Here is a 24947-nt window from a genome sequence, read left to right as displayed (position 1 = left end):
AATAGCCTGGTTTGAAATTGAAAGCACATCTTTTCCGGATGTGTTTTTTTGTGGCATGAGGAATGATTTCAAAAATAAATAGTACTATGTATTGCATATTACTATGTTTTGTATTAAGTTTGTCTTGTTAAATTTTAAACCATAGTAAAAAATGAAAAAAATACACATTCTATTACTGGCCGTGTCGGTATCGGTAATGATAACGGCATGCCACCGGGGTAAACGTACTACTATCAATAATTCAGATGGGGTAAATAATATCCACCTGCAATATTCGGGACGTATTGTTTTTGCCGATGATAATAAGAGCATCAGCAGCATGTCGCCCGATAGTTATTTTGAGTTTAAAAGAAATGACGAGGAGCTGAGCGCCAAAAGCGATAATAAAGGGCACATTATTTACGAACTAAGCAACGGCGCCAAAAGCACCACGCTTGATGAAAAAGGCAAACAACTGATGCTGGAAGCCGCTAAGGAAATTGCCAAAGCACAGGGGAAGAAGATTTGAAGTATAACATTTCCCCCAACCCGTCATGCTGAGTAATATAATCCCGGCGGCCTCTAATGGTTTTTATGACATACCGATAAAAGCCCCCTCTAAATCTCCCCCAAAGGGGGAGACTTTGGAACCCTCTCCTCGGGAGAGGGCAGGGTGAGGCTTCAGCGGAAAAACAAACCCGTCATGCTGAGCGCGAGCGAAGCATCCCCGATTAGCAGAGCGGCCATGCATAGTTTGTGATGCTTCGCTCGCGCTCAGCGTGACGAGTTGCGCCGTCTTCCATATCCCATCAAAAAACTGTACCTTTGCTCCGCATTAAACGCTGTTTGCAGCAGTATCAATGGTTTTATGGGACAATATCAAACATTACTTTACTATTGTTATTCAACAATAGCTAACGGTGAGCAATTTGCTGCCGATCATTTAAAATTTTGTAAAAGCCTTAACCTGGTAGGCCGTATCATTGTGGCCGACGAGGGTTTAAATGGCACCGTATCCGGCACGCCCCAGGCCTGCAAGGCTTACATGGATGCCATACATGCCGATGAGCGATTCGCTAAGACAGAATTTAAGATAGATGATGTAAGCGAGCCGTCATTTGTGAAGATGCACTGCCGCTATAAGTCAGAGATCGTACACTCGGGATTACGCGACCCGAACATCATCAACCCCAATAAACAAACCGGCAAACACCTGGAGCCAAAGGAATTTTTGGCGATGAAAGACCGCGACGATGTGGTGATACTGGACGTACGTTCGGATTATGAGCACTCGCTGGGCCGTTTTAAGAATGCGGTTACACTGGATATCGAGAACTTTCGCGATTTCCCGGCCAAAATTAACGAACTGGCCAAGTACAAGGATAAAAAGATACTGACCTATTGTACCGGCGGCATCAAGTGCGAAAAAGCATCGGCCCTGCTGCTGCACGAAGGGTTCAGCGATGTTTACCAGCTACACGGCGGTATCATTAAATACGGCAAAGAGGCCGGCGGCGAAGATTTTGAAGGCAAATGCTACGTGTTCGATAACCGCCTTTCGGTTGATGTGAATACCGTTAACCCTAGTGTGGTGTCAACCTGCCGCAATTGCGGTACCGTTACCGACAAGATGATCAACTGCGCCAACCCCGAGTGTAACGAACATTTCACCCAGTGCGCAATCTGCGGCGAACAACTGGAAGGCTGCTGCAGTACCACCTGCCAAACCCATCCGCGCAAGCGTGTGTATGATGGTACGGGCTATTATGTAAAAGTGCCACAGCCGGTGAATGTGAAGAAAGTGCAGTTGGCGTAACAACTCACCATCGCGTTATTGCGAGGTACGAAGCAATCTCTACGAATGCATATCAAAGATGTTAAAAGCGATAAAACACTACTGGTGGTTATTGTTTTTCTCTGCCTATTGGACAGCCGTTCAATGGGGCGAAAAACGCAATCCTCGTAATACAGCTATCTACCATTTTACTTTCCTGATTCTTTTAAACCTGAGCGGGATTTTGCAGATTGGTCTGCTTTACAATATTAAGTTATCAGGGTTACAGTTTACTGTTTTTTGTGCTTTGCCGGCATTTATCATCCCATATCTTGCTTTTAAAAAAGGAAGAACCTACCACGAGCGCTTTTTGGAGTTTTACTATTTAAACAACCCGACATATCGAAAAAGTAGGATGATTCGGGTTATTGGCAGTTTAACCCTTTCTATAGCTTTTAATTCGGGAATAGCTATACTGCGGAATGTAACCCATTCCCTTTAATCGCAAAACATAGCTTAGAAATTGCTTCGTACCAATGACGTAGTTTTATAATGCAAAAAGCGCCGTTGGGGAACCCAACGGCGCTTTTTGCATCTGCATATCTGCACATTCGCTACTTATGCTTCGCCCCCATCTCAAAAGTGATGCTGCCGCCATTCATAATATCGGCATGGGTTAAAAACGGCGTGGTCAACACCTTTCCGTTCAGTGTGATTTTTTGGATGAATACGTTCTTATCGCTTTGGTTCTTTACATCAACTGTAAAAATTTTGCCATTTTGCAGGTTGATCACCGCGTTGTTGATGGCCGGGCTGCCAATTGCGTATTGGTCTGACCCGGGCGCTACCGGGTAAAAACCCAGCGTGCTGAAAATGTACCAGGCGCTCATCTGGCCGGTATCGTCGTTGCCGCCAAGGCCATCGGGGGTTGGTTTGTACATGCGCTTCAATATCATACGGATCTTTTCCTGGGCCTTCCATGGCTTGTCGGTCCAGTCGTACAGGTAGGCCACGTGGTGCGATGGTTCATTGCCGTGCACATAATTGCCGATAATGCCGTCGCGGGTAATGTCCTCGGTCTCGGCGAAGTATTTATCGGGCAGGTCGTAGCTGAAAAGGCTATCAACATAAGTAATGAAATGCTTGTTGCCGCCCATCAGTTTGATCAGCGAGGCCGGATCGTGCGGAACATACAGCGTATAGTTCCAGGCGTTACCTTCAATAAAGCCCATACCCAGGGTAGTAAACGGATCAAACTTTTTACAGAAGGTGCCATCGGCCAGTTTAGGGTGCATAAAGCCTGATACCGGGTCGAACACGTTTTTGTAGTTTTGCGATCGTTTGTAAAACTCCTCGTAAATATCATTCTTACCCAGCTTTTTAGCTAATTGGGCAATGCACCAGTCATCATAAGCATACTCCTGGGTAGATGATACCGAGTTGCCGTTACGCTCATCGGGGATATAGCCCATGTCCATATAATAACCAATACCGGCATAATCGCGGTGGCGGGCAGTGGCTACGCAAGCTTCTAAAGCGTGGTTAGCATCAATGCCATCTGCGTTACCTTTAACAATGGCATCGGCAATAACCGATACGCTGTGGTAACCGCTCATACACCAGTTTTCGTTGGCCGAGTTTGACCATACCGGCAGCATATGCTCGGGGCTTTGATCGTAATGGGCCAGCATACTGCGCACCATATCTGCATTACGTTTAGGGTCTATAATATTAAACAGCGGATGCAAAGCGCGGTGGGTATCCCATAACGAGAAAGTGGTATAGTTGGTAAAACCATCGGCCTTGTGATTGTTCTGGTCCAATCCGCGGTAGCTGCCATCCACATCCATATAAATGGTAGGGTTGATCATGGCGTGGTACATCGACGTATAAAAATCTACCATCTCATCCTTGCTATCGCTTTTGATCACAATTTTGTGCAGCTCTTTTTCCCAGGCGGCCTGTCCGTCGGCTTTTACCTTTTCAAAGTCCCAGCCCGGCAGTTCGGCTTTCATGTTGGCGATGGCGCCATCCATACTTACCGGCGATAGCGCGAATTTGATCTTGATCTTCTCGTTGGCCTCGGTCTTAAAGTCGAAGAACAGGCGCAACTGACGGCCTGCTAACTCAGGAAAATTCTTCACCCGGGCAAATTGTCCCCAAAAACCTCCGTACACTTCGCGCTTATCGTACTTGCGGTAACCCATCTGTAAGAATTTCTTATTGAAGGTCATGGCAAAATACAGCGTGCGGGTGCGTGCCCAGCCATTGGTAAGGCGGTAACCTGCAATGGTGCTGTCGTTTATCATGCGCACATAGGTCCACAGGTTCTTATCGGGATAGTTATAGATACCTGCCATCAGATCGAGGATGATATGCGCCTGATCTGACTTGGGGAAAGTATACTGGTGAAAACCTACACGCGGCGTGGTGGTCATTTCGGCCAGGATATTCGGGTCGTCCAGCTTTACTTTGTAGTAGTTGGCCTCGCTTACCTCGTTAGCGTGTGAGAAAGCCGAGCGATACCCGCTGCCGGGTTTATCGGCCGTGCCGGGATTCAGTTTTAAAGTGCCAACAGATGGCATGATCAGGAAGTCGCCCAGGTCGGAATGGCCTGTACCGCTAAAATGGGTATGGCTAAAGCCTACAATGGTTTTATCATCATACTGGTAGCCCGCGCAATATTTATACACATCGGGATTGTAGCGGCCGTTCAGTTCGTAGCTTGGGGTATCGGTTTCGGGGCTCAATTGCACCATGCCGTATGGGACGGTAGCGCCCGGGTAAACGTGGCCCATGCGCTGGGTGCCGATAATGGGTTTTACATATTGCACCAGGTTTTGGGCACCGGCACTTAGTGAAATACAGCTTAATAAAAACAGGAATGATTTTTTCATCAGACGAGATGCAGTTAAATAGTTAACATGCCAAATATAGTGTTCAATACTTATTCATCCATTATCCAAACAAAATATCTAACTTGCCATTATGTCATTAAAAATTTACGTTTGTAACATCGGTATGGCATTTGACATCTAACCTAACGAAACAACACATGCAAAAAATGAAAAGATTCCTTTCAGCAATTATAGGCATAGCGGTAGCGATGTCATTAAACTCGTGCAGTTATAACAGTATGGTTAAGATGGACGAGAACGTAAAAAGCAAATGGGGCGAGGTGCAAACGCAATACCAGCGCCGTGCCGACCTGATCCCTAACCTGGTGGCTACCGTAAAGGGCCAGGCCAATTTTGAGCAAAAAACATTAACTGATGTTACCGAGGCCCGCGCCAAGGCAACATCTATACAGGTTGACCCAACCAAACTTACGCCGGAGACCATCCAGAAATTCCAGGCCGCGCAGGGACAGTTGAGCACGGCACTGGGCCGTTTAATGGTAGCTTCAGAAAATTATCCAAACTTAAAATCGAACGAAGCGTTTAACACCTTACAAGCCCAATTAGAAGGAACCGAAAACAGGATAGGTATTGCCCGTAAAGATTTTAACGACGCTGTGCAGGAGTATAACGGTAAGATACGCTCGTTCCCTGCCAATTTAACTGCCAAAATGTTTGGTTTCAGCGAAAAAGGTTATTTTGCAGCTGAAGCGGGTGCAGATAAAGCGCCGAAGGTGCAATTCTAAAACAATACTTCAAGATCTCACCGGCCGGGTTGCGATCACACTGATTTTTTGAGAGCGATATCGGTGTGGTCCTCCAGGGCCGGTGAGGTCATTTTTTCAATATATCTGCTATATCCTGATAAAAAATGGCTGTATTTACCGAAGAAGAACAAACCCTGATACGCCGCGCGGTGGAAGACGCCGAGAAAAATACTTCGGGCGAGATAAGGGTTTGTATTGAAAAAAACTGCAACGAAGAAGTGCTTGACCGTGCTGCCAACTACTTCCACAAATTGGATATGGATAAAACGCGCCTGCGTAACGGCGTACTGATCTACCTGGCTACCGTCGACCGGAAGTTTGCCATTATTGGTGATGCCGGTATCAATAAAGTAGTTTCTGCCGATTTTTGGGATACTACTAAAGATGCCATGCTGGAGCAGTTTAAATACGGTAAATTGGTAGAGGGTATTGCCCTTGGCGTTACGATGGCCGGGCAACAGCTAAAAAAATATTTTCCGCACCTGGCCGGCGATACCAACGAACTGCCCGATGATATTGCTTTTATGGATAGCGAAAATTAACCCCTGCCATGTTAAAGAAACTGATATTTTGCTGGGTAATGGTGCTTTGCACAAGCCTGGCCTTTGCACAGGAATTTCCTGAAAAATCTAAAACACTTGTAACCGATTATACCAATACCCTTTCTGCTGAACAGCAGCAACAATTGGAGCAAAAGCTGTTTACGCATAACGATACTTCGGCTATTAAAATAGCAGCGGTGATCATGAAGTCGACCGGCGGCTATGATATTAACCAGTATGGCGCTTTGTTAGGCCGTAAATGGGGTATCGGTAATAAAGATAAAAACACCGGGGTATTGATATTGGTAGCCATGGCCGACCGTAAAATGTCTATCCAAACCGGTTATGGCGTAGAAGGTGCCCTGCCCGATGCGATTACCCAAAGCATTATTCAGCACGATATGAAACCCCGCTTTAAAGCAGGTGATTATTATGGAGGACTTGACGCTGCTGTTGACGATATTATTAAATACACCAAAGGCGAATACAAGCCCGAAGCCAGCAAGCGCCAAAGCCGGGGCAAGGGCGATAACGGCGGGCCAATAGGCTTTATCATCATTATAGTTATTGTAATTATCATTGCCATCTTCCGCAGGCGTGGTGGTGGCGGCGGCGGGCAGATCATCGGTCGCCGTGGCAGCGCCAGCCCATTCTGGTGGTTCCTGGCCGGGCAGGCCTTAGGCGGCGGCAGTCGTGGCGGCGGTTGGGGCGGATTCTCTGGCGGTGGCGATAGCGGTGGTGGCTGGAGCGGCGGCAGTGGCGGTAGTTTTGGCGGCGGCAGCTTCGGGGGGGGGGGCTCGAGCGGTAGTTGGTAATTGTCATAATACAACATGACGACAAATGAGTATTAAACAAAAAGCTATTAGAAATTCTTTTTTTTCAGGGATATCAGTAATAGTAATTTGCTTAATACTACGAGTAATAGATGCAGGTGGATTAATGGCGTACTATTTATTGTTTGCGCCAGGTATTGTTTACGGCATTGCAGTAGGGAAACAGCTTTCAATCCCAGAGAATCCGGGATTGTTTGTAATGGTTTCTGCAATTGTCTACATCCTTTGTTTTTTAGGAGTTATAGCTACTGGGATCGATATTACCCCGTTAAAAATAATCGTTTTCAGCGCTATGGGTGCTGGCCTCTTGTCTGTTTTTTATCACCTAATGATGCGAAAACGAGTGCATGTATTAAAAATGTATATGAACTGCATCTTTTCAGGCATACTTACTGCTGTTACCCCGGCAATATGCTGCTATATTTATGATACTTACCCGCACAAGATCGGATCATCAGAACTGTCATTAGCTAATTTGGCTTTTTGGGGCATTTTAGCTATTTTCCCATTATGGCAGATGATATTTACAGCTGTTTTAATTAATTCACAAATACAACACGAATAACTTATATGAGCGACTTAAAATGGAAAACCCTCCATTCTGAATATGTACACAAAGGTCCCTGGGCTACGCTACGTTACGATAAATGCGAAATGCCTGATGGCCGGATTGTTGACAAATATTATGTGCTGGAATATCCTAACTGGGTAAACGCCGTGGCAATAACCGAAGAGGGAAAGGTACTAATGGTGCGCCAATATCGCCACGCGGCCGGGATTGTATCCTTAGAGATACCCGGTGGTGTGATAGACAGCGACGAGGAACCCGCCCACGCCATGCGCCGCGAACTACTGGAAGAAACCGGCTACCAATTTGATGATATAGAGCTGATAGCTACCATATACGCTAATCCGTCAACTGCCAGTAACCAAACCTATTGCTACCTGGCTAAAGGCGGCAAAAAAGTACAAGGCCAAAGCCTGGACGAGCACGAGGAAATTGTGGTAGAAGAATATACCATTGCCGAAGTAAGGCAATTGCTGACCGAAAATAAAATAGCCCAGGCATTGCATTGCGCCGGGCTATTTTACGCTTTAGGAAAACTGGGCCAGTTGTAAGCCTAATCTTTTGCAGGATAGGTTTTCTTCAGGAATTTTAAGATCTCCGGGAAAAATTCATCAAACGATTTGTACTTGTGCGAGTTGAGGTACTTATCGTAGATGAACGGCTCCAGGTCGGCTACGTAAATAAAATCGCTGGCGGTTTCGCGGGCTACCTGGCGCTTAAACTGGCGGTCGGTGCGATACTTTTTGTATAGTGCGCCGACTATGGAACGCACCATGTTCTCGTTCAAACAATAGGTCCAGTTGCTGATATTGTTGCGCTGCATACCCTCGTCTTCCTTGTTAAACAGGTAGCTTAAAGCATCTATCTCGTTTTTGTACTTAGCGAAGAGGCCATTCAGGTAAATGTGGCTGCCTTCGTGCCATACCAGGTTCTCGAAGCCCTTAAACTCAAATACAGGATCAACATCTTTTGATCCATCACGCTTGAAAAAGCCGGTATTGTAAACCACCCAATCGGCAAATTGCGGGTTGATCGTTTTAGTCATAATAGCATGCGAACCCCAACTGTTCAGCGGGTCGATACATACATACCATTTCACATCCGAATGATATTTGTAAAAATCTTCCAGCTTATCCACCAACTTATCCGAATCTACCTTGGCTTTCAGGTCGTCGCCCCATTTATTGTAGCGCTGTTGATGCTGCTGAAAAAAATCCCAAAAATGAGTGTCGTTAAAAAAATCGTGGCACAGCCTGATGTATTCCAGCGTGTTTTCCTTGCCGTAGTATTTATACCAGCTTAGGTCGGCAGGTTCGTATATTTTAATGTTGGGGAAATCGCTCATGCACCAACCCAGCTCAACCAGGTCGGTATAGGTTTTATCAAACGATGCTACCTTCTTCACGGCCGGGTGGTCTTTATACTTCCCGAAATAGGCTATGGCTTCCTTAGTATAAGCCGATGGGTTGGGTTGCGGATATTTATCGGCCAGTATCTGGATAATGGTAAACAATTCTACACCGGGGTGTACGGTTATTTTCAGTTTATCCTGGCAAATGCCGCTTAGGGGCAGCAGGGCTGTTAGGCAGATCAATAGTAGTTTTTTCATTGGGATAATTTTTTGATGATGCTAAACTGCGCGTCCTGCCGGTTAACACCAAGCGCGATTGACCAACCCCCGATATTTATTGATGAAAACCCGGATTGCCGGTTATGTGGGTATTTGCCCGTTCGTCATTAAAATTTGCCTGTTGATGTATTTGTAACCATCGAAAGAAAAAGCTGCACTATATTTAAACAATGAAGCGAAAGTATATCATATGGATACATGTGGCAGTGTGGATATTGCTCATCCTTAACCATACTGTGCCCATCTTTCAGCACAATGCCTTCCATTCGTTTAAAGATCTGCCTCATAGCTTTGGCCTGTTTATTAAATATCTTTTGTGCGAGGTGGGCTTTTGCAGCATCACCGCGCTGTGCTTCTACAGCAATTACCTGTTTGTGGCGCCCCAACTATTTGTTAAGCGCAACTATTTTAAAGCGGTACTATACATTGTACTGATACTATTGGCGCTAATCTGCTGGCGCTACATTGTTGAGTTTTGGTTCTTTAAACCGGTATTGGGTTTTGATAACTACCGGGGCCGGCCGGTAACCGCCGAATACTACATCAGTAACATATTTTACTACTATTTCCCGGCGTATTTTATCTACGGCATTATCTATTTTTTTGCCGAAAACTGGTACCGCACCAAACAACTGGAACAGGAACTACAAAAGGAGCAAGCCGCGGCTGAACTGACTTTCCTGCGTTCGCAGATCAATCCGCATTTTTTGTTTAACAGTATTAACGATATTTATTCGCTCACCTACCAGCGGTCGGACCAGGCGCCGGTGGCTTTGCTGAAGCTATCGGAAATATTACGTTACATGCTGCGCGAGGGTAAGGACGATTTTATGCTGCTGCAAAGTGAAATTAAGTATCTTGAAAATGTGATCGAACTGCAACGCATCAGCGCCAAAGGGAATGCTTATATTGATTTTACGGTTGAAGGGTACGTTGGCAATCAAAAGATAGCCACCCTGCTGTTCATCGCCTTTGTTGAAAACGCGTTTAAGCATGGTGTATTAACCGATGCAGCCAACCCGGTGAAGATGCATCTGCAGGCCACTAACGACAGGTTGCAATTTACCATCAGTAATAAAAAGAATAACGACCAAAAGGATAAAACCGGCGGAATTGGCCTTAATAATGTCCGTCGCCGCTTATTGCTGATGTATCCCGGCAAGCATAATTTAGCGATAAACGAAGATGCCGAATTTTATACCGTTAATTTAGAATTACAGCTAACATGAAGCCCCTGCGTTGCCTCATTATTGACGACAAGCCCCTGGCGATTGATATCCTGGCCAATTATGCGGGCAAGATTCCCTTTCTGCAATTGGTAAGCACTACTACTAACCCCATCGAGGGCTTGCAAATAGTGCGCGGGCAAAACATCGACCTGGTTTTTCTTGATATCCAAATGCCGGAGTTGACCGGCCTGCAATTCATCAAAATAGCGGGCAGGCAATGCAAGATCATCCTTACCACCGCCTACGCCGAATATGCACTGGATGGCTATGAGCACGATGTGGTAGATTACCTGTTAAAACCCATCTCGTTCGAGCGGTTCTATCGCGCCGCCGAAAAGGCCCTACAGGCTATTTCACCCGGGCTGCAAGCAATAGCCACGGATATAAAACCAACAGACCAGTCCCCCGAATACCTGTTTGTAAAAACCGAGCACCGTATACAAAAGATCGACCTGAAGGAGATCCTGTTCATCGAAGGGTTGCAGAACTACATCGCCATCAGCACTGGTAGTGGGAAAGTACTAAGCCTACAAACGCTGAAGAAGATAGAAGAGCAACTGCCCGCAAAAGAGTTTGCCCGGGTACATAAGTCGTTCATTGTAGCGTTGCGGCATATCAGTTCTATTGAGCGGGGGCGTATTAGTATCGGTGCTGAGGTAATACCAGTGGGCGATAGTTACCGGGAGGGGTTTTATAGGTTGGTGGATAAGGGGTAATTAATTATCAATCCGTATATTAGATCATCATGAATATACCAGATATACCCCGTACTGCGATGGACGTATTTGAAATGCTGCCTGAAGGGACATTATGCGAAGTAATTGATAATGCCTTATATATGTCGCCATCACCTACAACCGAGGATCAGCGTATATCAATGAAATTATCCTCCAGGCTGGATATTTTTGTTAGTGACAACTCATTAGGAGAAGTTTTTGCAGCCCCTTATGATGTTTACCTTGATAATGGGGCAAGCGTGGTTCAACCAGACTTCCTTTTTGTAAAAGCCGAACGCGAATCAATTGTTGTAAAAAAAGGGATAGTGGGAAGTCCTGATTTTGTAATTGAGATACTTTCAAGCAATATTGCCTTTGATAAGGAAACTAAGCTAAATTTATACCAGCGTAACGCCATCCCCGAATACTTCATTATAAATCCGGAAACCAAAACGGTTCTGCATTACCTGCTTGTTGATGGCATTTACCAACTACAGGAAAGCCAGCCGATCGGTCAGCTAAACATTAAACAACTGGATTTACGGGTTAACTTTTAACCCTGCTACTCCACGCACTTATCCTTGCGGCGGGTATCTACAATGTAAATAATTTTCCAGCCTCGATCGGTTTTCATCAGTTGGAAAACATCCACACCACAATGACTAAAGGTCTGGCCCACGTAAAACTTATACGGTGCCCAAACCATGGCCAAATCGGCATCAATGCGGATATCGTTAAAGGTGATGCGCTCATCATAAACATCCTTATGTGGTTTAGCTACGGTGGCCATAAAATCGGTCATGCTTTCGGTTACTAAAGCGGTGGTGCCATCTTTTTTATTAGCTACGCTTTGCAAAACCACGTCCTTAGCTATGGCCGACCGCATCATGGCGGTATCAGCCTTACGCATACCATCAAAAAATGAGATTACGGTTTGTTTAATGCCTGCTTCGTCGGTTTGGCAAAAGGCGGGTACACTGAATACCAGGATCAGTAAGCTTACGATGAGGTTTTTCATGGCTCTGTTTAAGTAATGAAATATGATCCAATTTAATTAAATCGGATCATATTTCACAACTTTGCCTTGCTCTCTTCAATTATCCTGCGATAGTAGTTTTCATATTGTGGTAGTATCAGGGCCAGGTCAAACTCCTTTGCGCGGGCAAGGGCGTTCTCTTTAAAAGTAGCCAGGCGGGTATCATCCTCTAAAATATAAATGGCCTTTTGCGCCATACCCTCAATATCGCCAACATCGGCCAGAAAGCCGGTTTGTCCATCGATATTCAGTTCGGGCAGGCCGCCAACGTTACTGCTGATCACCGGTACCTTGCAGGCCATCGCCTCCAAAGCAGCCAAACCAAAGCTTTCCGACTCCGACGGCATCAGGAACATATCCGATATCGACAAGATCTCCTCTACCGCGTCCTGCTTGCCTAAAAAGCGGACGTTATCAGCTACACCCAAATCGCGGCAAAGCTGCTCGCATTCGGGGCGCTCCTGTCCGTCGCCAACCATCAGTAGTTTTGATGGAATAGCCTCGCTGATCCGGGCGAACATGCGCACTACATCCTGCGTGCGTTTAACCCTGCGGAAGTTGGAGGTATGCACCAATATTTTCTCGCCGTTGGGCGCGATGGCTTTTTTAAAGTGGTCGCGGGGTTTCAGGCTAAAGCGCTTCAGGTCGATAAAATTATAGATCACCTGTATATCGCGGTCTATTTCGAAAAAGCGGTAGGTATCGTCTTTCAAATGCTGCGATACGGCGGTAACGCCATCGCTTTGGTTGATAGAGAAGGTTACCACCGGCTTGTAAGTGCGGTCGTTACCCACCAGGGTGATATCGGTACCGTGCAAGGTAGTAATTACGGGGATATGGATGCCGTAGGTAGCTAAAATTTGTTTGGCCATAAACGCCGCCGATGCATGCGGGATAGCGTAATGTACGTGCAACACATCAAGCTGCTCGTGGCGCACCACATCAACCATGCGGCTGGCCAGGGCCAACTCGTAGGGCGGGTAATCAAACAGCGGATATTTGCTAACGGCAACCTCGTGGTAATAAAGGTTTTCCGAAAAAAAATCTAAGCGGGCCGGTTGGTTGTAGGTGATAAAATGGACATGGTGGCCATTATCGGCCAGGGCCTTGCCCAGTTCGGTAGCAACCACGCCGCTACCGCCAAAAGTAGGGTAACAAACAATTCCTATTTTCATTGAAAGGATGTATCGTAAAAAGATCTCAGCATTAAGCCCTGTTAAACTTAACCGGCTTTACAATACAAGTTTAACTGCAATAAATGGTAAAAGTGTTAGGCTTTTGTAAAATGTAGCTGACAAGGGGATTTTTACAATTGGATAGCGATTGGAGCCCATGTTTTTTAAGTTCCCTCCTTGGGGAGGGGTGTGTTAGATTGTGTGGTGGCTGGGAGGGGTTTCTAAGATATTATTTCGAAGGCGAAACCCCTCCCTACACCCTCCCATGGGAGGGAATCGCGCTATCTCCCTGCTCCTAAGGCCGCGGTCAATGCCTGGCCCTTGCCTTCAAAACACCGCCGGCGGCTTCTTTTATCACACTGGTAAATACAAATGCTTTAGGGTCAATACGGCGTACAATATTGTTCAGGCGGCGCAGTTCTAAGCGGGTAACTACAGTGAATACAATATCCACCGGTTGGCTTACATCAAAGCTGTCTTTTAAAAAACCGCGCTCGCCTTTATAAATGGTAATACCACGACCAAGATCCATTACCAATTTCTCTTTGATCAATTCGCTTTGGCCTGATATGATGGTTACACCGGTATACTCTTCCAGTCCCTCAATAACAAAAGTAATAGTGCGCGAGGCGGCGTAATAGGTCAGTATCGAATACAAGGCGGTAGGCAGGCCCAACTCAAAAGCAGCTATCAGGAAGATGATGATATTGATGCCTAAAATAATTTCGCTGATGGTAAAGCTTACGCGCTTGCCGGTGTATAGCGCCAAAACCTCGATACCATCCAGCGCGCAGCCGCCACGGATGGCCAGGCCAACACCTATCCCCATAAATACACCGCCGAAGATAGATACCAGCAACTTGTCTGAAGTGATTTGCGGATAATCGATAAAATAAAGGCACAAACCCAGGCCAAGTACCGCGATACTGGTTTTAATAGCAAATGTGCGCCCTTGTTGGTACGCGCCCATAATAATGAACGGCACATTGGCCAGCATAATAACAAAGGCGATGTTAAAGTGATAAAGCTCGTGCAGCAGCAACGATATGCCGGTTACGCCACCATCAAAAAAACTATTAGGAACTAAAAACCCCTTTAGCGCGAAGCCGCAAAAAAGGATGCCAATGGTTGCATAAAGTGTATCGGTTAGCCAGCGTGGTAAATGTATGCCATTCATGCCGTAAATTTATGATTTTAGTTTTGCCTTTACCTGTTGCAAATGTTCTTCTTTTTTTTGCTGCCGCGATGTAATGGCCGATTTTGTAAAGTAATGATGGTTTTCAAGGAAGCGAACCTGGAGTTGGTTCCATTCATCAGCGTTATGCACTATGCCGAATGCCGAAAGTTCGTTATACAATTTATCGCCGATGGAAAAGAAATCGCTACGGCCAAGATAATCCAGGTCGGCATCGGCTAATATCTCCTCTAAATGGCTTTGTGGCGCCTGCGGTATTTTCGTCGCCATGATCATTCCGCATATTTTTTCGATATCGGCATCAGTATACCCAAAATCCGGTAAGGCTTTTTTTGCTATCCGGCACGATTCCTCTTCGTGGTCCCTGGCGCCTTTCAAAAAGCCCGAATCGTGGTACCAGGCGGCGGTGAGCAACAATTTCATATCGACGGCTGAAATACCTTCGTACTTGCCAATTTGTTCGGCGGCTGCATAAACATCCAGCACATGCTCCACGCTGTGGTAGGTTAAATGAGCCGGCAGTTCTTTACTCAGCTTATCGATGATGTATTTGCCGGCTTGCTCAAATTGCATATCTATCACTCCGCATTAATATTCTAAGGTATTGAAATGTTTTAGTTTAAAAAACATCATAAAAAGAAAGCGGCTTTCGCCTTTGCGGGGGTTAAGTTAAGGATGATCAGCCGAATAAAGCCCCCTCTAAATCTCCCCCGGTAGGGGAGACTTAGGCTGCGCAAGCGTAAAATTCTTAAAGTCCTCCCCTTTGGGGAGGATTTAGGTGGGGCTTAAAATCTTAACCTAATGACATTGCCCACTGGGGGCTACTGTGTAGACACATTTCACCGTTTGCCGAACGAGCATGTGGGATGGGTGGTGATTTGATGTGAGGAGAAATTATACGTGCGACCGGCTGCACGTATAAGATTTTTCCCTCCGGTCAAGAGATCGTTTCTCTTTCGCCCCAACGCTCATTCCTCCCCCGCTCTTTCGAAATGACAAAGTGGGGTAATAAAAGCCCTTACTTCTTCACCCTTGTATCCGGCATCCTTTTCAGCAAAGCCTTCATCTCCTGTACTGTACCGGCATAAGCCGGATCGTTAGCCAAATTCTTCAACTCCAGCGAATCTTTGGGGTGATCGAACAGCATCATGCCGTCGGCTCCCTCTTCCCACTCGGCATAATGCCAGCGCTGGGTACGTACCGATTTACCGGTTTTACCATGATAATCAACCACGGCGTACGATGGGATGTCGCGTTTGGTGGTTGGTTTTTTTAGGATCTGCGTCAACGAATGGCCCTCCTGGTCCGGTGGTTTGGGCAGGCCGCATAGTTCGGCAAGGGTGGGGTACAGGTCAAGTAATTGTACTACCTGTTTAGTTGCCTTTTGTTTGGCGCCGGGTATAGCGATCAGTAAAGGTACCCGCAGACCGATCTCGTACAGCGAATAGCCTTTGCTCCATTTACCCTTTTCGCCCAGGTGATAGCCATGGTCACCGAAGAAGACCACGATGGTATTATCTTCCAGTTTGTTCTGCTTCAGCGCATCCATCACACGGCCCAATTGCGCATCCATAAAGCTGGTGGATGCCCAGTAGGCGCGCTTCATTTCACGGGCGGTTTCGGGGGTTGATGCGCGGCCGATGAACAGATCGCTGTTTACGGGGGCTATGGAGATGGGCGGCAGGCCGTCCGGTGCTTTAGGTACCGGGGCATAATCCACCGGCAGCGGGATCTTGTTCAGATCGTACAGGTCAAAAAACTTCTTAGGCGCGGTCGGCGGACTGTGTGGCTTCACAAACCCCACGGCCAGGAAAAAAGGTTTATCCTTATAACGGTTCATCATATCGATAGCGCGGGTGGCGGTATGATAATCGCCATGGGTTTCGCCATCGCCATCCAAAACGATGATCCTGTCGGAAGATGAATTTGCCGATGCGGAACCATTACCATCCGTTTCAATGGGTACAGGGCGTGGGTTGGCATTATTCCTGGCCGGGCGGGCATTATTGCCACGCTCGGTAATGGCAGGGTTAGTGGGTTCGCCGCCTTCGGTCCAGGATACCATATCGTCTATCCCGCCGTGAAATATTTTGCCGCTGCGCAGGGTAACGTAGCCATTGTTCATAAAATATTGCGGCAGCGTAACCCAATCCGGGTGCAGGCGGCGGAAGTACGTGTTATTATCCATCACCCCGGTTTGCGTAGGGTAACGTCCGGTCAGCAGCGAACTGCGCGAGCAGTTGCAAACCGGGTATTGCGCATAGGCGTTATCAAAACGCAGGGCGCGGGCGGCTATCTTATCGATATTGGGTGTTTTAATGCCGCCCACATCGTAACAACTGATCTCGGGCCGCAGATCGTCGGAGATGAGAAACAGGACGTTATACTTCTTTTTACCTTGCTGCGCTACTGCCGCAAATACCGTTACAGCCAGCAATAGCATTAGGAAAGATGCCGCTTTTTTCATGAAATGGTTTTATTGGTTTATTTACATGAAGTTAGGAAGGATGGCGGGGATAACTATCCTGTACAATCATGTTGGAGTCGGTATAGCGATAGTTCCCTCCCCTGGGAGGGGTGTGTGGTTGGCATGTGTTGTGGCAGGGAGGGGTTTCTGCAATATGTATCGCGATGAAACCCCTCCCTCCACCCTCCCGATGGGAGGGAATCGCACGTTGCCTGTGCTCTGCTGAAACCTTTCCTATTCGCCACCCTTCTGCATCGCCTCCCTCGCCAACCACAGCGCCAAAAACGTAAGCGCCGCCGCGAACGACAGGTAATAGCCTACATAAGCCAACCCATAACTGGTAGCCAGTTTGGTGGCCAGTGCCGGTGTTAACGATGCGCCCAGTATCCCCGCAAGTGTAAACGCCAGCGATGCGCCGGTATACCTCACCGATGCGGGGAAGATGCCGGCCAGTGCCGTACCGATCGGTCCGTAGGTTAAGCCCATCAGGAACATTCCCAGCACTAAAAATCCGACGGTAATGGCCCAACTGCCGGTGTTGAACAGCGGCGAGAAGAACAAGCCAAACAAGAAAATGCCCGCCGTGGCCAGCATCAGCATTTTGGCGCGACCGTATTTATCGGCCAGTACCGCCGAAATAGGGATGCCGAAACCGAAGAACAATACCGATATCATTTGCGCCACCAGGAAGCTGCTGCGCGAGTAATGCAGGTTTGCCGTACCCCAACTCAGTGTAAATACCGTCATTAAATAAAACAGCAAAAAGGTGGTGATGGTAGCAACCGTACCCAGTACAATGGCTTTGGTATGTTTCACAAATACATCCATCACCGGCACCTTTACACGGGTGTTATTCTCCACTATCTTCACAAAGTCCGGCGTTTCGGTAATTTTTAAGCGAACGTATAAACCTACCCAAACCAGCAGCGCGCTGGCAATAAAAGGGATACGCCAGCCAAAGCTGATGAACTGCGCGTCGGTAAGCCATTTGCTTAGCAGGAAAAAGATACCGCTGGAAAACAGGAAGCCTATGGGCGCGCCCAACTGCGGGAACATGCCGTACCATGCCTTTTTATTTGGCGGAGCATTCTCGGTAGCCAGCAGTACCGCGCCGCCCCATTCGCCGCCCAAACCTAAACCCTGCCCAAAGCGGAAGATGGCCAGCAGGATTGGCGCCCAGATCCCGATGCTTTGATAACCTGGCAGCAAACCGATGGCTACGGTCGATGGCCCCATGGTCATCAGCGCGGCAACCAGTGTGGCTTTGCGGCCCTTCCGGTCGCCAAAGTGCCCGAACAAGGCAGCGCCCAATGGCCTTGCGAAAAATGCCAGTGCGAAGGTAGCCAGCGATTGCAGTGTGGCTGTAGTAGCATCGCCTGCAGGGAAAAACAATTTGGGGAACACCAGTACCGCCGCGGTGGCGTAAATATAAAAATCAAAAAACTCGATAGTGGTGCCGATAAGGCTGGCGGTAAGGATGCGCCTAACGGAATTGGCGGGGGTATTGGTAGCGGTCATTTCGGTTGATGGAATTGTATTCTTCAAACATATCATATTATACTGAATAATCGATACACCGCGATAAGAGTCGCTCCACGAATTTAACATGGACAGTGTTTTTTTGGGCTGCGATAGCTCATTGGTTAAAACATCCCAATAATGGGTTAAAAAATCCACGCAGTGTGGAAGTAAATCCCATGGTAAATTAATTATTCGGCAAAAAATCTACTTTTCTGCTTCTGTTTGCCTGTTTTGTTTAACTGGCACGGATTTGGAATTATACTTATCGCCCTTCCAAGGGGCTGTTTTTCATAGGTAGATGTATTGGCCGGTAACACTGCGAGAGTTGTTCCGGCCTTTTTTGTGTCTTAGTAACAGCTTGTTTTAAAAAAACCTTTCGCCGGGTTGTCATAATGATTATGTTTGGCAACATCATTAACCAATACGATATCGGTGGCTACACCGCTAATTTAATTTACCATGAGGCGTTTTTTACAATTAATTTTTTGCGTTTGTTTATTCCTGCCGATGCATGCCGCGGCGCAGGTTAAATATGTATCTGGACATAATACCTGGAACCCTGATTCGCTGGGCAATCATCGCGCGGTGGTAAATGTGGCGGTGGCCGGGCCGGCAGCTAAGGCCGTAATCCAATGGCGGCGCAGGGATGATCCTACCGACAAGGCGGTAATCGTAATTGATGCCAAAACCAACAAGCGCATCCTGAATGTAAAAACCGAAAATATATCCCGCGAAAGCGGAACGGTTTATTTCGAGCCGACTTCCGGTGTGGGTAAATACTATATTTATTATATGCCTTATAAGGTTAAGGACCGCTCCAACTACCCCAACGCGGTTTACAGTAAAATGCAAAATACCGCATCGGATGAGTGGCTGGGTAAAACCGCGAAATCGAGCAATGCAACCCTGCTGTACCTGGAATCGGTTAACGCCATGAACAGTTTTTACCCGATGGAGGTGATCGCTACAAATACCGAGGTTCAAAAATTAGCTACAGCCAACACCGGCAAGGATTACCTGCTGTTTACCGAAGACCGGGAGCATCCCGTAAAAATGCTGCACGATCTGCCGCAGCGCTGGATCCAGAAAGGCATCGCCAAAAACTTTACCGGCGCAGCCCTGCGTGGCGAAAACTACAGCTTCCAGTTAGGTTTATACCCGCTGCAAAAAGAGCTGCAAAATGTGGTGGTAACGTTTAATCCGCTGAATGATGGTAAAGGCCACGCCATTCCTCCATCGGCTATGAGTTGTTTAAATACCGATGGTACCCGCTACGATGGTACATCGTTTAAAAATACCGTGAACGTTGCCAGGGGCGATGTGCAGGCGCTTTGGTGTTTGGTAAATATTTCGCCCCAAACCCCTGCCGGGAACTACAGTGGTACAGTAACCGTTAAAGCCGATAACGCTGCGGCAACTACTGTGAAAGTATCGCTACAAGTAAAAAACCAACTGGCTGTAAAGGGCGGCGTGAACAATCCGCAGCTGCAAACCCGCCTCATCTGGCTCAACTCTACACTGGCGCAACAAAACGATGTCATTAAACCCTATACACCATTAAAAGTAGATGATAAAACCATCAACCTGCTGGGCCGCAGGGTGATCCTGGCCAATAGTGGCTTCCCCGATAAAATCCAAACCTTCTTCACGCCCGAGATGACGGAAATGACCACTACGCCTAAGAATGTGCTGGGCGAGAATATCCACTTCCACATTGTTAATACGGCTACGCATAAGGACATTGCGTTTAAGAATGCTGGCGTAACATTTACCGAAAAAACGCCGGGTACGGTGAAATGGACCGCCCAAAACACATCTGACCTGCTACAGATGGACGTAAGCGGATCGATAGAGTTTGATGGCTATATGAATTATACCGTAAAACTGACCGCTCTGAAAGACGTTGATTTGGATGATACCAAATTCCATATTCCTTTTGATAAAAACTCATCTAAATACCTGATGGGCCTGGGCCAAAAAGGTGGCCTGCGGCCTGACACCGTGAAGTGGAAATGGGATGTAGCCACTAAGAACCAGGATGGCGCGTGGATAGGCGAAGTGAACGCCGGCCTGCAATACAGTCTGCGCGACGAGAATTATGTGCGTCCGCTGAACACCAACTTTTACCTGCAAAAACCGCTGGTACTGCCAAAATCGTGGGGGAACGACGGTAAGGGCGGCATGACGGTTACTATTAAGGGTAGCACCATGTTGTCGGAAACCTATACCGGTTCACGGACTATGAAAAAGGGCGATGTGCTATATTATAATTTTACACTGCTGATCACGCCGTTCCATACCATTAACACCGACTTTCAATGGGCTACGCGCTTTTATCATAAATATAATAAGCCCGATACCATCAAAAAAACCGGCGCTACGGTGGTGAATATCCATCATGCTACGCCTATCAACCCGTATATCAATTATCCATTTATAGCGCACGATGCGATGAAGAAGTATATCGATTCCGCGCACCGTTTGGGTTTAAAGGTGAAGATCTACAATACCGTACGTGAACTGAGCAACAGCGCCTACGAGACTTTCCCGATGCGCAGCCTGGGACACGAGATCTACTCGGCCGGTAAGGGCGGGGGCTACTCGTGGCTGCAGGAGCACTTGGGTAACGATTACATTGCCGCCTGGTACGTGCCCGAAATTAAAGATGCCGCTATTGTGAACAGCGGCATGAGCCGCTGGCATAACTATTATGTGGAGGGCATGAACTGGTTGGTGCAAAATGTGGGCATTGATGGGATCTACCTGGATGATGTGGCCTTCGACCGCATCACCATGAAACGCATTAAACGCGTGTTGACACAGGATGGGCACCCGGGCATCATCGATCTGCACTCGGCCAACCAGTACAACAAAAGCGATGGCTTTAACAATAGCGCCAATCTGTATATGGAGCACTTCCCGTACCTGAACCGCCTGTGGTTTGGCGAATATTTTGATTACGAAAAGAACGGCGCCGATTTCTTCCTGACTGAAGTATCGGGCATCCCTTTCGGCCTGATGGGTGAGATGCTGCAAGGCGGCGGCAACCCTTGGCGTGGAATGATATTTGGCATGACCAACCGGATGCCCTGGAGCGATAATGCCGATCCGCGCCCGATATGGAAAGCCTGGGATAACTTTGGCATGCAGGGCACCAAAATGATAGGCTACTGGGTAGATAACAACCCGGTAAAAACCAGCGATGCCAAAGTATTGGCCACCGTTTACAAAAAGGCCGGTAAAGCCATGGTAGCTATAGCCAGCTGGGCGGACGCGGATACCAAAGTAAAACTCAATATCGACTGGAAAGCCTTAGGCATCGATCCATCCAAAGCAAAAATATCAGCACCGGCTATTAAGAACTTCCAACCGGCACAAACGTTTGCCGTTGGCGATGAGATACCGGTGCAAAAGGGAAAGGGCTGGTTGCTGGTGTTACAGTAATTGGTCGAGTTTCATAAAAGCGTCCGCATGCCTGGCATGCGGACGCTTTGGATTTTTAGTTCCCTCCCATGGGAGGGGCGCGGTGGATTGTGTTGTGGCAGGGAGGGGTTTAGCCACAATATCGTATCGTACAAACACCTCCCTCCACCCTCCCTGTGGGAGGGAATCGCACTTTCCCGCGCTCTTCTCTATCGGCTAAGCTACCTTTCTCACGGCACATTATGGTGCGTATACGATGTCCAGCCCAGGAAACCCACATCGCCGCCAGGCAAACCATAAGGATCGTGCAGGTTGCGTACGTAATTGGTTTCGGTGGTATGGTAGTGGCGGTCGGCTATCTCGATGCCCGGCCATATCGTACCCGATGGACTGCCGCTTGGCGAGCATGGTGGTGAAACGGTGCCCTGGATCAGCTTGTACTGATACTTGTAGCCGGTAAGTAAGCGCGAGCTGCTGCCGTTGTAGATCGACTGATCGCCGAACTGAATTACCGCCAGGTTAGCCGCGTAGCTAAACCCGGTAAGTGAGTACTGGAAGTGCACATAATCGTTATGCGAACCGCAAACTTCGCCATTCATCGAACCATCCGAAGCAATAACCAGTGGCAGCATGCTTTGCACAATGGATAAGCCGCTGTTGTAAACCGCCTCGCTGTCTTCAAAAATACCGATAGCCATCTTGGCATATCCGGCCGAAACATTCCAGTTGTTGTTGTAGCTGGGAGTTACGTTGATATAGTTATCCTTCAGCTTGTTCAGGAAGCTTTTAAACTGGTTATCCTCGGCGGTGGTCCAGCCGGCGGTAGCTCCACTGGGCAGGTGGAAATACTTGATAATTTCGGCAGCTGCACAAAAAGTTGGCGCGGCCCACGATGCCTCTAAACTGCCCTGTTTAGGGTTGGGGTTGGCGCCACCCACTACAATTTGCTGGAAGGCATTAGCCCAGCCATCTAAAATTTGCTTTACGGTGTTGGCATAGCTGGCATTACCGGTTTTAGCCCAGCGCAGGGCCAGCGCGTAGGATAGTAGCGCGTCGCCCTTAAAGGCGGTCTCATCCGGCGTGCCCGCGCTTGATGCTACATCAACCGTGGCCTGGTAGGCGTTGCTGGGGCTGTGGCTGTCGCAATAGGCGGTAACCAGGTTGTAGGCGGCTACACGGTCAGGGTCGGTATTGTTGTTCACCGCGGCGGCAATGTAGGTGAGGCTGGCCTGGGTATTCAGGATGCCGGGATGGACAAAGGTTAGCGCCTGTGTTTTAAGCCCCGATGAACTTTCTTTTACCGTTTGATCGGCTTGAGCGACGTCGGCCTTTTTAGTGCATTTGCTGAACAGTACACCGGCAAACAATAGCGCCAGCATACCGAACAGACCATAGGTCAATTGGTGTTTTCTCATGGTGTTGTTTTAGTTATTAGTTAATAAAAATTTAGCACACGTTACCCGGCTAAAGGCAGTGGAGCGGTACATAATTGTTTATTAAAATTGGTTGTATGAACAGGCCGTTCGGAAGCAAATGTATTGTAATTGATTGATTAATAGCAAATTGTAAATTTACTGATACGCTTAATCCACAATAGGCCTGCGGGCCTACAATCGGTTTCAGGTAATACGCGGCTATGAAAAAAAAGTAAAAATATTTTAACTGATACGGCTATTTCGCAATAGGTTGGCCTGAATAAGATTGATTGTATATTGCCCCGGGAGGAGAAGAAAGCACACCCATACCGTTTAAGTGTATCAGCCGATAGCCTTAAATGTTGGTTTGCAGTGGGATATAAATGAAAAAACTTGAGCCATGCCCGAATACGCTCTCAAAGCCGATGCGGCCGCCCTGGCGTTCGATAAACTCCTTGCAGAGCAGCAGGCCCAGGCCCACGCCTTTCTCGTTATTGGTTCCAAAGGCCGGTTCGGTATTTATAGAGAAGATCTTACCCTGTTTTTCCCGGTCGATGCCTTTGCCATTATCGGCCACGGTTATTTTGCATTCGTTTTGAACCATCCGGGCATCTATATTAATGATGCCGCCAATGGGGGTAAACTTAATGGCATTACTCACCAGGTTACGCACAACCAGTTGCAGCATATCCACATCGGCAATTACGGTTATCGCTGCATCGATATGATAGTTAAAACTGATCTCTTTTTTAAGGGCCTGGGTTTTCCCCATTTCCAGTGTGCCCTGTATAGCGTTAAGCAGGTTAATGGCCGAAAGATGTACCCCCGAACCTTCCATTTGCGCGCGCGACCATTGCAGCAAGTTGGTCAGCATTTCTAAAGTGCTGTTGGTGGCGGTAAGCAATTGTTGCTCCAGCATGGGGCGTTCGTGGCTTTCCAGCGCGTGGCTGTTCAGTAACTCCAAATAGCCCTGTATGTGGGTAAGCGGTGCCCGCATATCGTGCGATATGATAGACATCAGCTTATTCTTCTCGGCATTGCTTTGTTCCAGTTGATGGGTTTGCAGCAGGATCTGCTGGTTACGGGCTTCAATGGCGACGGCCTTTTCCTCTGCGGCTACCCGTTCCTTATCATAACTGCGCCTGATGAATTTGATGATGATATAAATGGCCACCACGGGCAGCGGGAAGGCAGTTAACCGGTCAATCAGTTGGCCCTTGCCTATATTGAACGGATATTTTACCAGGTGCGGATACTGGTAAGCCACCAGGTGCAGAATGATGAAGGCTACCACATACACCACCAGCCACAGCGCATGCTGACGGTAAGGCGAAATAGCGAACACCAGCAGCAGGTACGACGGCCAAATGATATCGGTAGAACCGTGGATGCCCGAGTTGGCGAAATAGTTGACCGAAAACACGAAAATACCGGTTAAGGCAAATAAAGTTGTACTGGGCGCATGCCGGTGCATTCGCGACCGGTAGTACTGGTAACCAAAAAGCAGGCTTAGAAAAACGCAGGAAAAGGCGGCCACATAAAGCCCCGCAAAAATATTATAGGGGATATAAAAAACAGCCAGCACCATTACACCGATGCTGATGGAATGATAGATACGGCTCTCTAACGAAAAGTCGGGCGGTTGGCCGATGAGGCGAAGCCACAGATCGTGTAGTTTTTTTAGCATAGGCGGGCCGGTTGAAACAGCAGGGTACGCCGGCAACCCGGCAGGCTTTATTGCTGTATTTAGTTTAAAGATGAAAAATACTTAACACAAAAG

At 47.6% G+C, this 24947-nt stretch carries 22 protein-coding genes; 12 read left to right on the top strand and 10 right to left on the bottom strand.

The features are described 5' to 3' along the window. The first annotated feature begins 151 nt into the window (after positions 1-151). The 3 genes from HQ865_RS20790 to HQ865_RS20780 all read left to right on the top strand — a co-directional run bounded on the left by HQ865_RS20790 (position 152) and on the right by HQ865_RS20780 (position 2255). Complete coding sequence (locus tag HQ865_RS20790) at positions 152-508, top strand: hypothetical protein (protein ID WP_173416749.1); 357 nt, start codon at positions 152-154, stop codon at positions 506-508. 339 nt (positions 509-847) lie between these two features. Continuing rightward, entirely contained in the window at positions 848-1795 is a 948-nt protein-coding gene (trhO, locus tag HQ865_RS20785; RefSeq protein WP_173416748.1) for an oxygen-dependent tRNA uridine(34) hydroxylase TrhO, read from the top strand. A gap of 58 nt (positions 1796-1853) precedes the next feature. Continuing rightward, a complete protein-coding gene (locus HQ865_RS20780; protein WP_173416747.1) occupies positions 1854-2255 on the top strand; it encodes a hypothetical protein in 402 nt (133 codons plus the stop codon). A 112-nt stretch (positions 2256-2367) separates the two neighbouring features. Here HQ865_RS20780 and HQ865_RS20775 read toward each other — a convergent pair whose 3' ends face one another. Then, positions 2368-4650, bottom strand: a complete 2283-nt coding sequence (locus HQ865_RS20775; RefSeq protein WP_173416746.1) for a GH92 family glycosyl hydrolase — start codon at positions 4648-4650, stop codon at positions 2368-2370. Between the two features lie 167 nt (positions 4651-4817). Here HQ865_RS20775 and HQ865_RS20770 point away from each other — a divergent pair, with 167 nt between their 5' ends. The 5 genes from HQ865_RS20770 to HQ865_RS20750 all read left to right on the top strand — a co-directional run bounded on the left by HQ865_RS20770 (position 4818) and on the right by HQ865_RS20750 (position 7911). Then, positions 4818-5396, top strand: coding sequence for a LemA family protein (locus HQ865_RS20770; protein WP_173416745.1), 579 nt, complete (start codon positions 4818-4820; stop codon positions 5394-5396). Between the two features lie 125 nt (positions 5397-5521). Continuing rightward, positions 5522-5959, top strand: a complete 438-nt coding sequence (locus HQ865_RS20765; protein ID WP_173416744.1) for a TPM domain-containing protein — start codon at positions 5522-5524, stop codon at positions 5957-5959. 8 nt (positions 5960-5967) lie between these two features. Continuing rightward, the gene (locus HQ865_RS20760) at positions 5968-6774 is read left to right on the top strand and encodes a TPM domain-containing protein (RefSeq protein ID WP_173416743.1); all 807 of its coding nucleotides are present in this window, start codon (positions 5968-5970) and stop codon (positions 6772-6774) included. Between the two features lie 25 nt (positions 6775-6799). Then, on the top strand, positions 6800-7357 hold the full coding sequence (locus tag HQ865_RS20755; RefSeq protein ID WP_173416742.1) for a hypothetical protein: 558 nt from the start codon (positions 6800-6802) through the stop codon (positions 7355-7357). A gap of 5 nt (positions 7358-7362) precedes the next feature. Beyond that, positions 7363-7911 (top strand): NUDIX hydrolase, encoded by a 549-nt coding sequence (locus tag HQ865_RS20750; RefSeq protein WP_173416741.1) that lies wholly within the window; start codon positions 7363-7365, stop codon positions 7909-7911. A gap of 2 nt (positions 7912-7913) precedes the next feature. Here HQ865_RS20750 and HQ865_RS20745 read toward each other — a convergent pair whose 3' ends face one another. Beyond that, complete coding sequence (locus HQ865_RS20745) at positions 7914-8969, bottom strand: DUF4932 domain-containing protein (RefSeq protein ID WP_173416740.1); 1056 nt, start codon at positions 8967-8969, stop codon at positions 7914-7916. 191 nt (positions 8970-9160) lie between these two features. Between HQ865_RS20745 and HQ865_RS20740 the strand changes: the two genes are divergently transcribed. The 3 genes from HQ865_RS20740 to HQ865_RS20730 are packed head-to-tail and all read left to right on the top strand — an operon-like array spanning position 9161 to position 11492. Further along, positions 9161-10219, top strand: coding sequence for a sensor histidine kinase (locus tag HQ865_RS20740; RefSeq protein ID WP_173416739.1), 1059 nt, complete (start codon positions 9161-9163; stop codon positions 10217-10219). Further along, complete coding sequence (locus HQ865_RS20735) at positions 10216-10935, top strand: LytR/AlgR family response regulator transcription factor (protein ID WP_173416738.1); 720 nt, start codon at positions 10216-10218, stop codon at positions 10933-10935. Before HQ865_RS20740 ends, HQ865_RS20735 begins: the two co-directional genes overlap by 4 nt. A gap of 29 nt (positions 10936-10964) precedes the next feature. Beyond that, a complete protein-coding gene (locus tag HQ865_RS20730) occupies positions 10965-11492 on the top strand; it encodes a Uma2 family endonuclease (RefSeq protein WP_173416737.1) in 528 nt (175 codons plus the stop codon). Between the two features lie 5 nt (positions 11493-11497). Here the strand turns inward: HQ865_RS20730 and HQ865_RS20725 are convergent, their stop codons facing one another. From HQ865_RS20725 to HQ865_RS20700, 6 genes are all read right to left on the bottom strand, one after another. Next, positions 11498-11953, bottom strand: a complete 456-nt coding sequence (locus HQ865_RS20725; protein ID WP_173416736.1) for a nuclear transport factor 2 family protein — start codon at positions 11951-11953, stop codon at positions 11498-11500. A 53-nt stretch (positions 11954-12006) separates the two neighbouring features. Next, positions 12007-13146, bottom strand: coding sequence for an N-acetyl-alpha-D-glucosaminyl L-malate synthase BshA (gene bshA, locus HQ865_RS20720; protein WP_173416735.1), 1140 nt, complete (start codon positions 13144-13146; stop codon positions 12007-12009). 307 nt (positions 13147-13453) lie between these two features. Next, positions 13454-14323 (bottom strand): YitT family protein, encoded by an 870-nt coding sequence (locus tag HQ865_RS20715; RefSeq protein WP_173416734.1) that lies wholly within the window; start codon positions 14321-14323, stop codon positions 13454-13456. A 9-nt stretch (positions 14324-14332) separates the two neighbouring features. After that, positions 14333-14914 (bottom strand): HD domain-containing protein, encoded by a 582-nt coding sequence (locus HQ865_RS20710; protein WP_173416733.1) that lies wholly within the window; start codon positions 14912-14914, stop codon positions 14333-14335. A 445-nt stretch (positions 14915-15359) separates the two neighbouring features. After that, positions 15360-16808 (bottom strand): sulfatase, encoded by a 1449-nt coding sequence (locus HQ865_RS20705; RefSeq protein WP_173416732.1) that lies wholly within the window; start codon positions 16806-16808, stop codon positions 15360-15362. A gap of 234 nt (positions 16809-17042) precedes the next feature. Further along, the gene (locus HQ865_RS20700) at positions 17043-18353 is read right to left on the bottom strand and encodes an MFS transporter (protein ID WP_202020410.1); all 1311 of its coding nucleotides are present in this window, start codon (positions 18351-18353) and stop codon (positions 17043-17045) included. A gap of 435 nt (positions 18354-18788) precedes the next feature. Here HQ865_RS20700 and HQ865_RS20695 point away from each other — a divergent pair, with 435 nt between their 5' ends. Beyond that, complete coding sequence (locus HQ865_RS20695) at positions 18789-21773, top strand: glycoside hydrolase domain-containing protein (RefSeq protein ID WP_237073507.1); 2985 nt, start codon at positions 18789-18791, stop codon at positions 21771-21773. 209 nt (positions 21774-21982) lie between these two features. Here HQ865_RS20695 and HQ865_RS20690 read toward each other — a convergent pair whose 3' ends face one another. Together HQ865_RS20690 and HQ865_RS20685 are read right to left on the bottom strand one after the other, a co-directional pair. After that, entirely contained in the window at positions 21983-23167 is a 1185-nt protein-coding gene (locus tag HQ865_RS20690; protein ID WP_173416731.1) for an alginate lyase family protein, read from the bottom strand. 355 nt (positions 23168-23522) lie between these two features. Further along, the gene (locus tag HQ865_RS20685) at positions 23523-24854 is read right to left on the bottom strand and encodes a sensor histidine kinase (RefSeq protein ID WP_173416730.1); all 1332 of its coding nucleotides are present in this window, start codon (positions 24852-24854) and stop codon (positions 23523-23525) included. Positions 24855-24947 lie beyond the last annotated feature (93 nt).

Source organism: Mucilaginibacter mali, from assembly GCF_013283875.1.
GTDB lineage: Bacteria > Bacteroidota > Bacteroidia > Sphingobacteriales > Sphingobacteriaceae > Mucilaginibacter > Mucilaginibacter mali.
Note: the sequence above shows the minus strand (reverse complement) of the source record. Positions and strands in the feature narration are given on the sequence as shown.

Bases quoted from the DNA above. Each gene is read 5' to 3' on its own strand.
- HQ865_RS20760 (WP_173416743.1), top strand. From the start codon at position 5,968: ATGTTAAAGAAACTGATATTTTGCTGGGTAATGGTGCTTTGCACAAGC.
- HQ865_RS20755 (WP_173416742.1), top strand. From the start codon at position 6,800: ATGAGTATTAAACAAAAAGCTATTAGAAATTCTTTTTTTTCAGGGATA.
- HQ865_RS20705 (WP_173416732.1), bottom strand. From the start codon at position 16,808: ATGAAAAAAGCGGCATCTTTCCTAATGCTATTGCTGGCTGTAACGGTA.
- trhO (WP_173416748.1), top strand. From the start codon at position 848: ATGGGACAATATCAAACATTACTTTACTATTGTTATTCAACAATAGCT.
- HQ865_RS20745 (WP_173416740.1), bottom strand. From the start codon at position 8,969: ATGAAAAAACTACTATTGATCTGCCTAACAGCCCTGCTGCCCCTAAGC.
- HQ865_RS20780 (WP_173416747.1), top strand. From the start codon at position 1,854: ATGTTAAAAGCGATAAAACACTACTGGTGGTTATTGTTTTTCTCTGCC.
- HQ865_RS20710 (WP_173416733.1), bottom strand. From the start codon at position 14,914: ATGCAATTTGAGCAAGCCGGCAAATACATCATCGATAAGCTGAGTAAA.
- HQ865_RS20730 (WP_173416737.1), top strand. From the start codon at position 10,965: ATGAATATACCAGATATACCCCGTACTGCGATGGACGTATTTGAAATG.
- HQ865_RS20715 (WP_173416734.1), bottom strand. From the start codon at position 14,323: ATGAATGGCATACATTTACCACGCTGGCTAACCGATACACTTTATGCA.
- HQ865_RS20690 (WP_173416731.1), bottom strand. From the start codon at position 23,167: ATGAGAAAACACCAATTGACCTATGGTCTGTTCGGTATGCTGGCGCTA.
- HQ865_RS20735 (WP_173416738.1), top strand. From the start codon at position 10,216: ATGAAGCCCCTGCGTTGCCTCATTATTGACGACAAGCCCCTGGCGATT.
- HQ865_RS20775 (WP_173416746.1), bottom strand. From the start codon at position 4,650: ATGAAAAAATCATTCCTGTTTTTATTAAGCTGTATTTCACTAAGTGCC.
- HQ865_RS20685 (WP_173416730.1), bottom strand. From the start codon at position 24,854: ATGCTAAAAAAACTACACGATCTGTGGCTTCGCCTCATCGGCCAACCG.
- HQ865_RS20740 (WP_173416739.1), top strand. From the start codon at position 9,161: ATGAAGCGAAAGTATATCATATGGATACATGTGGCAGTGTGGATATTG.
- HQ865_RS20695 (WP_237073507.1), top strand. From the start codon at position 18,789: ATGAGGCGTTTTTTACAATTAATTTTTTGCGTTTGTTTATTCCTGCCG.
- bshA (WP_173416735.1), bottom strand. From the start codon at position 13,146: ATGAAAATAGGAATTGTTTGTTACCCTACTTTTGGCGGTAGCGGCGTG.
- HQ865_RS20770 (WP_173416745.1), top strand. From the start codon at position 4,818: ATGAAAAGATTCCTTTCAGCAATTATAGGCATAGCGGTAGCGATGTCA.
- HQ865_RS20750 (WP_173416741.1), top strand. From the start codon at position 7,363: ATGAGCGACTTAAAATGGAAAACCCTCCATTCTGAATATGTACACAAA.
- HQ865_RS20790 (WP_173416749.1), top strand. From the start codon at position 152: ATGAAAAAAATACACATTCTATTACTGGCCGTGTCGGTATCGGTAATG.
- HQ865_RS20725 (WP_173416736.1), bottom strand. From the start codon at position 11,953: ATGAAAAACCTCATCGTAAGCTTACTGATCCTGGTATTCAGTGTACCC.
- HQ865_RS20765 (WP_173416744.1), top strand. From the start codon at position 5,522: ATGGCTGTATTTACCGAAGAAGAACAAACCCTGATACGCCGCGCGGTG.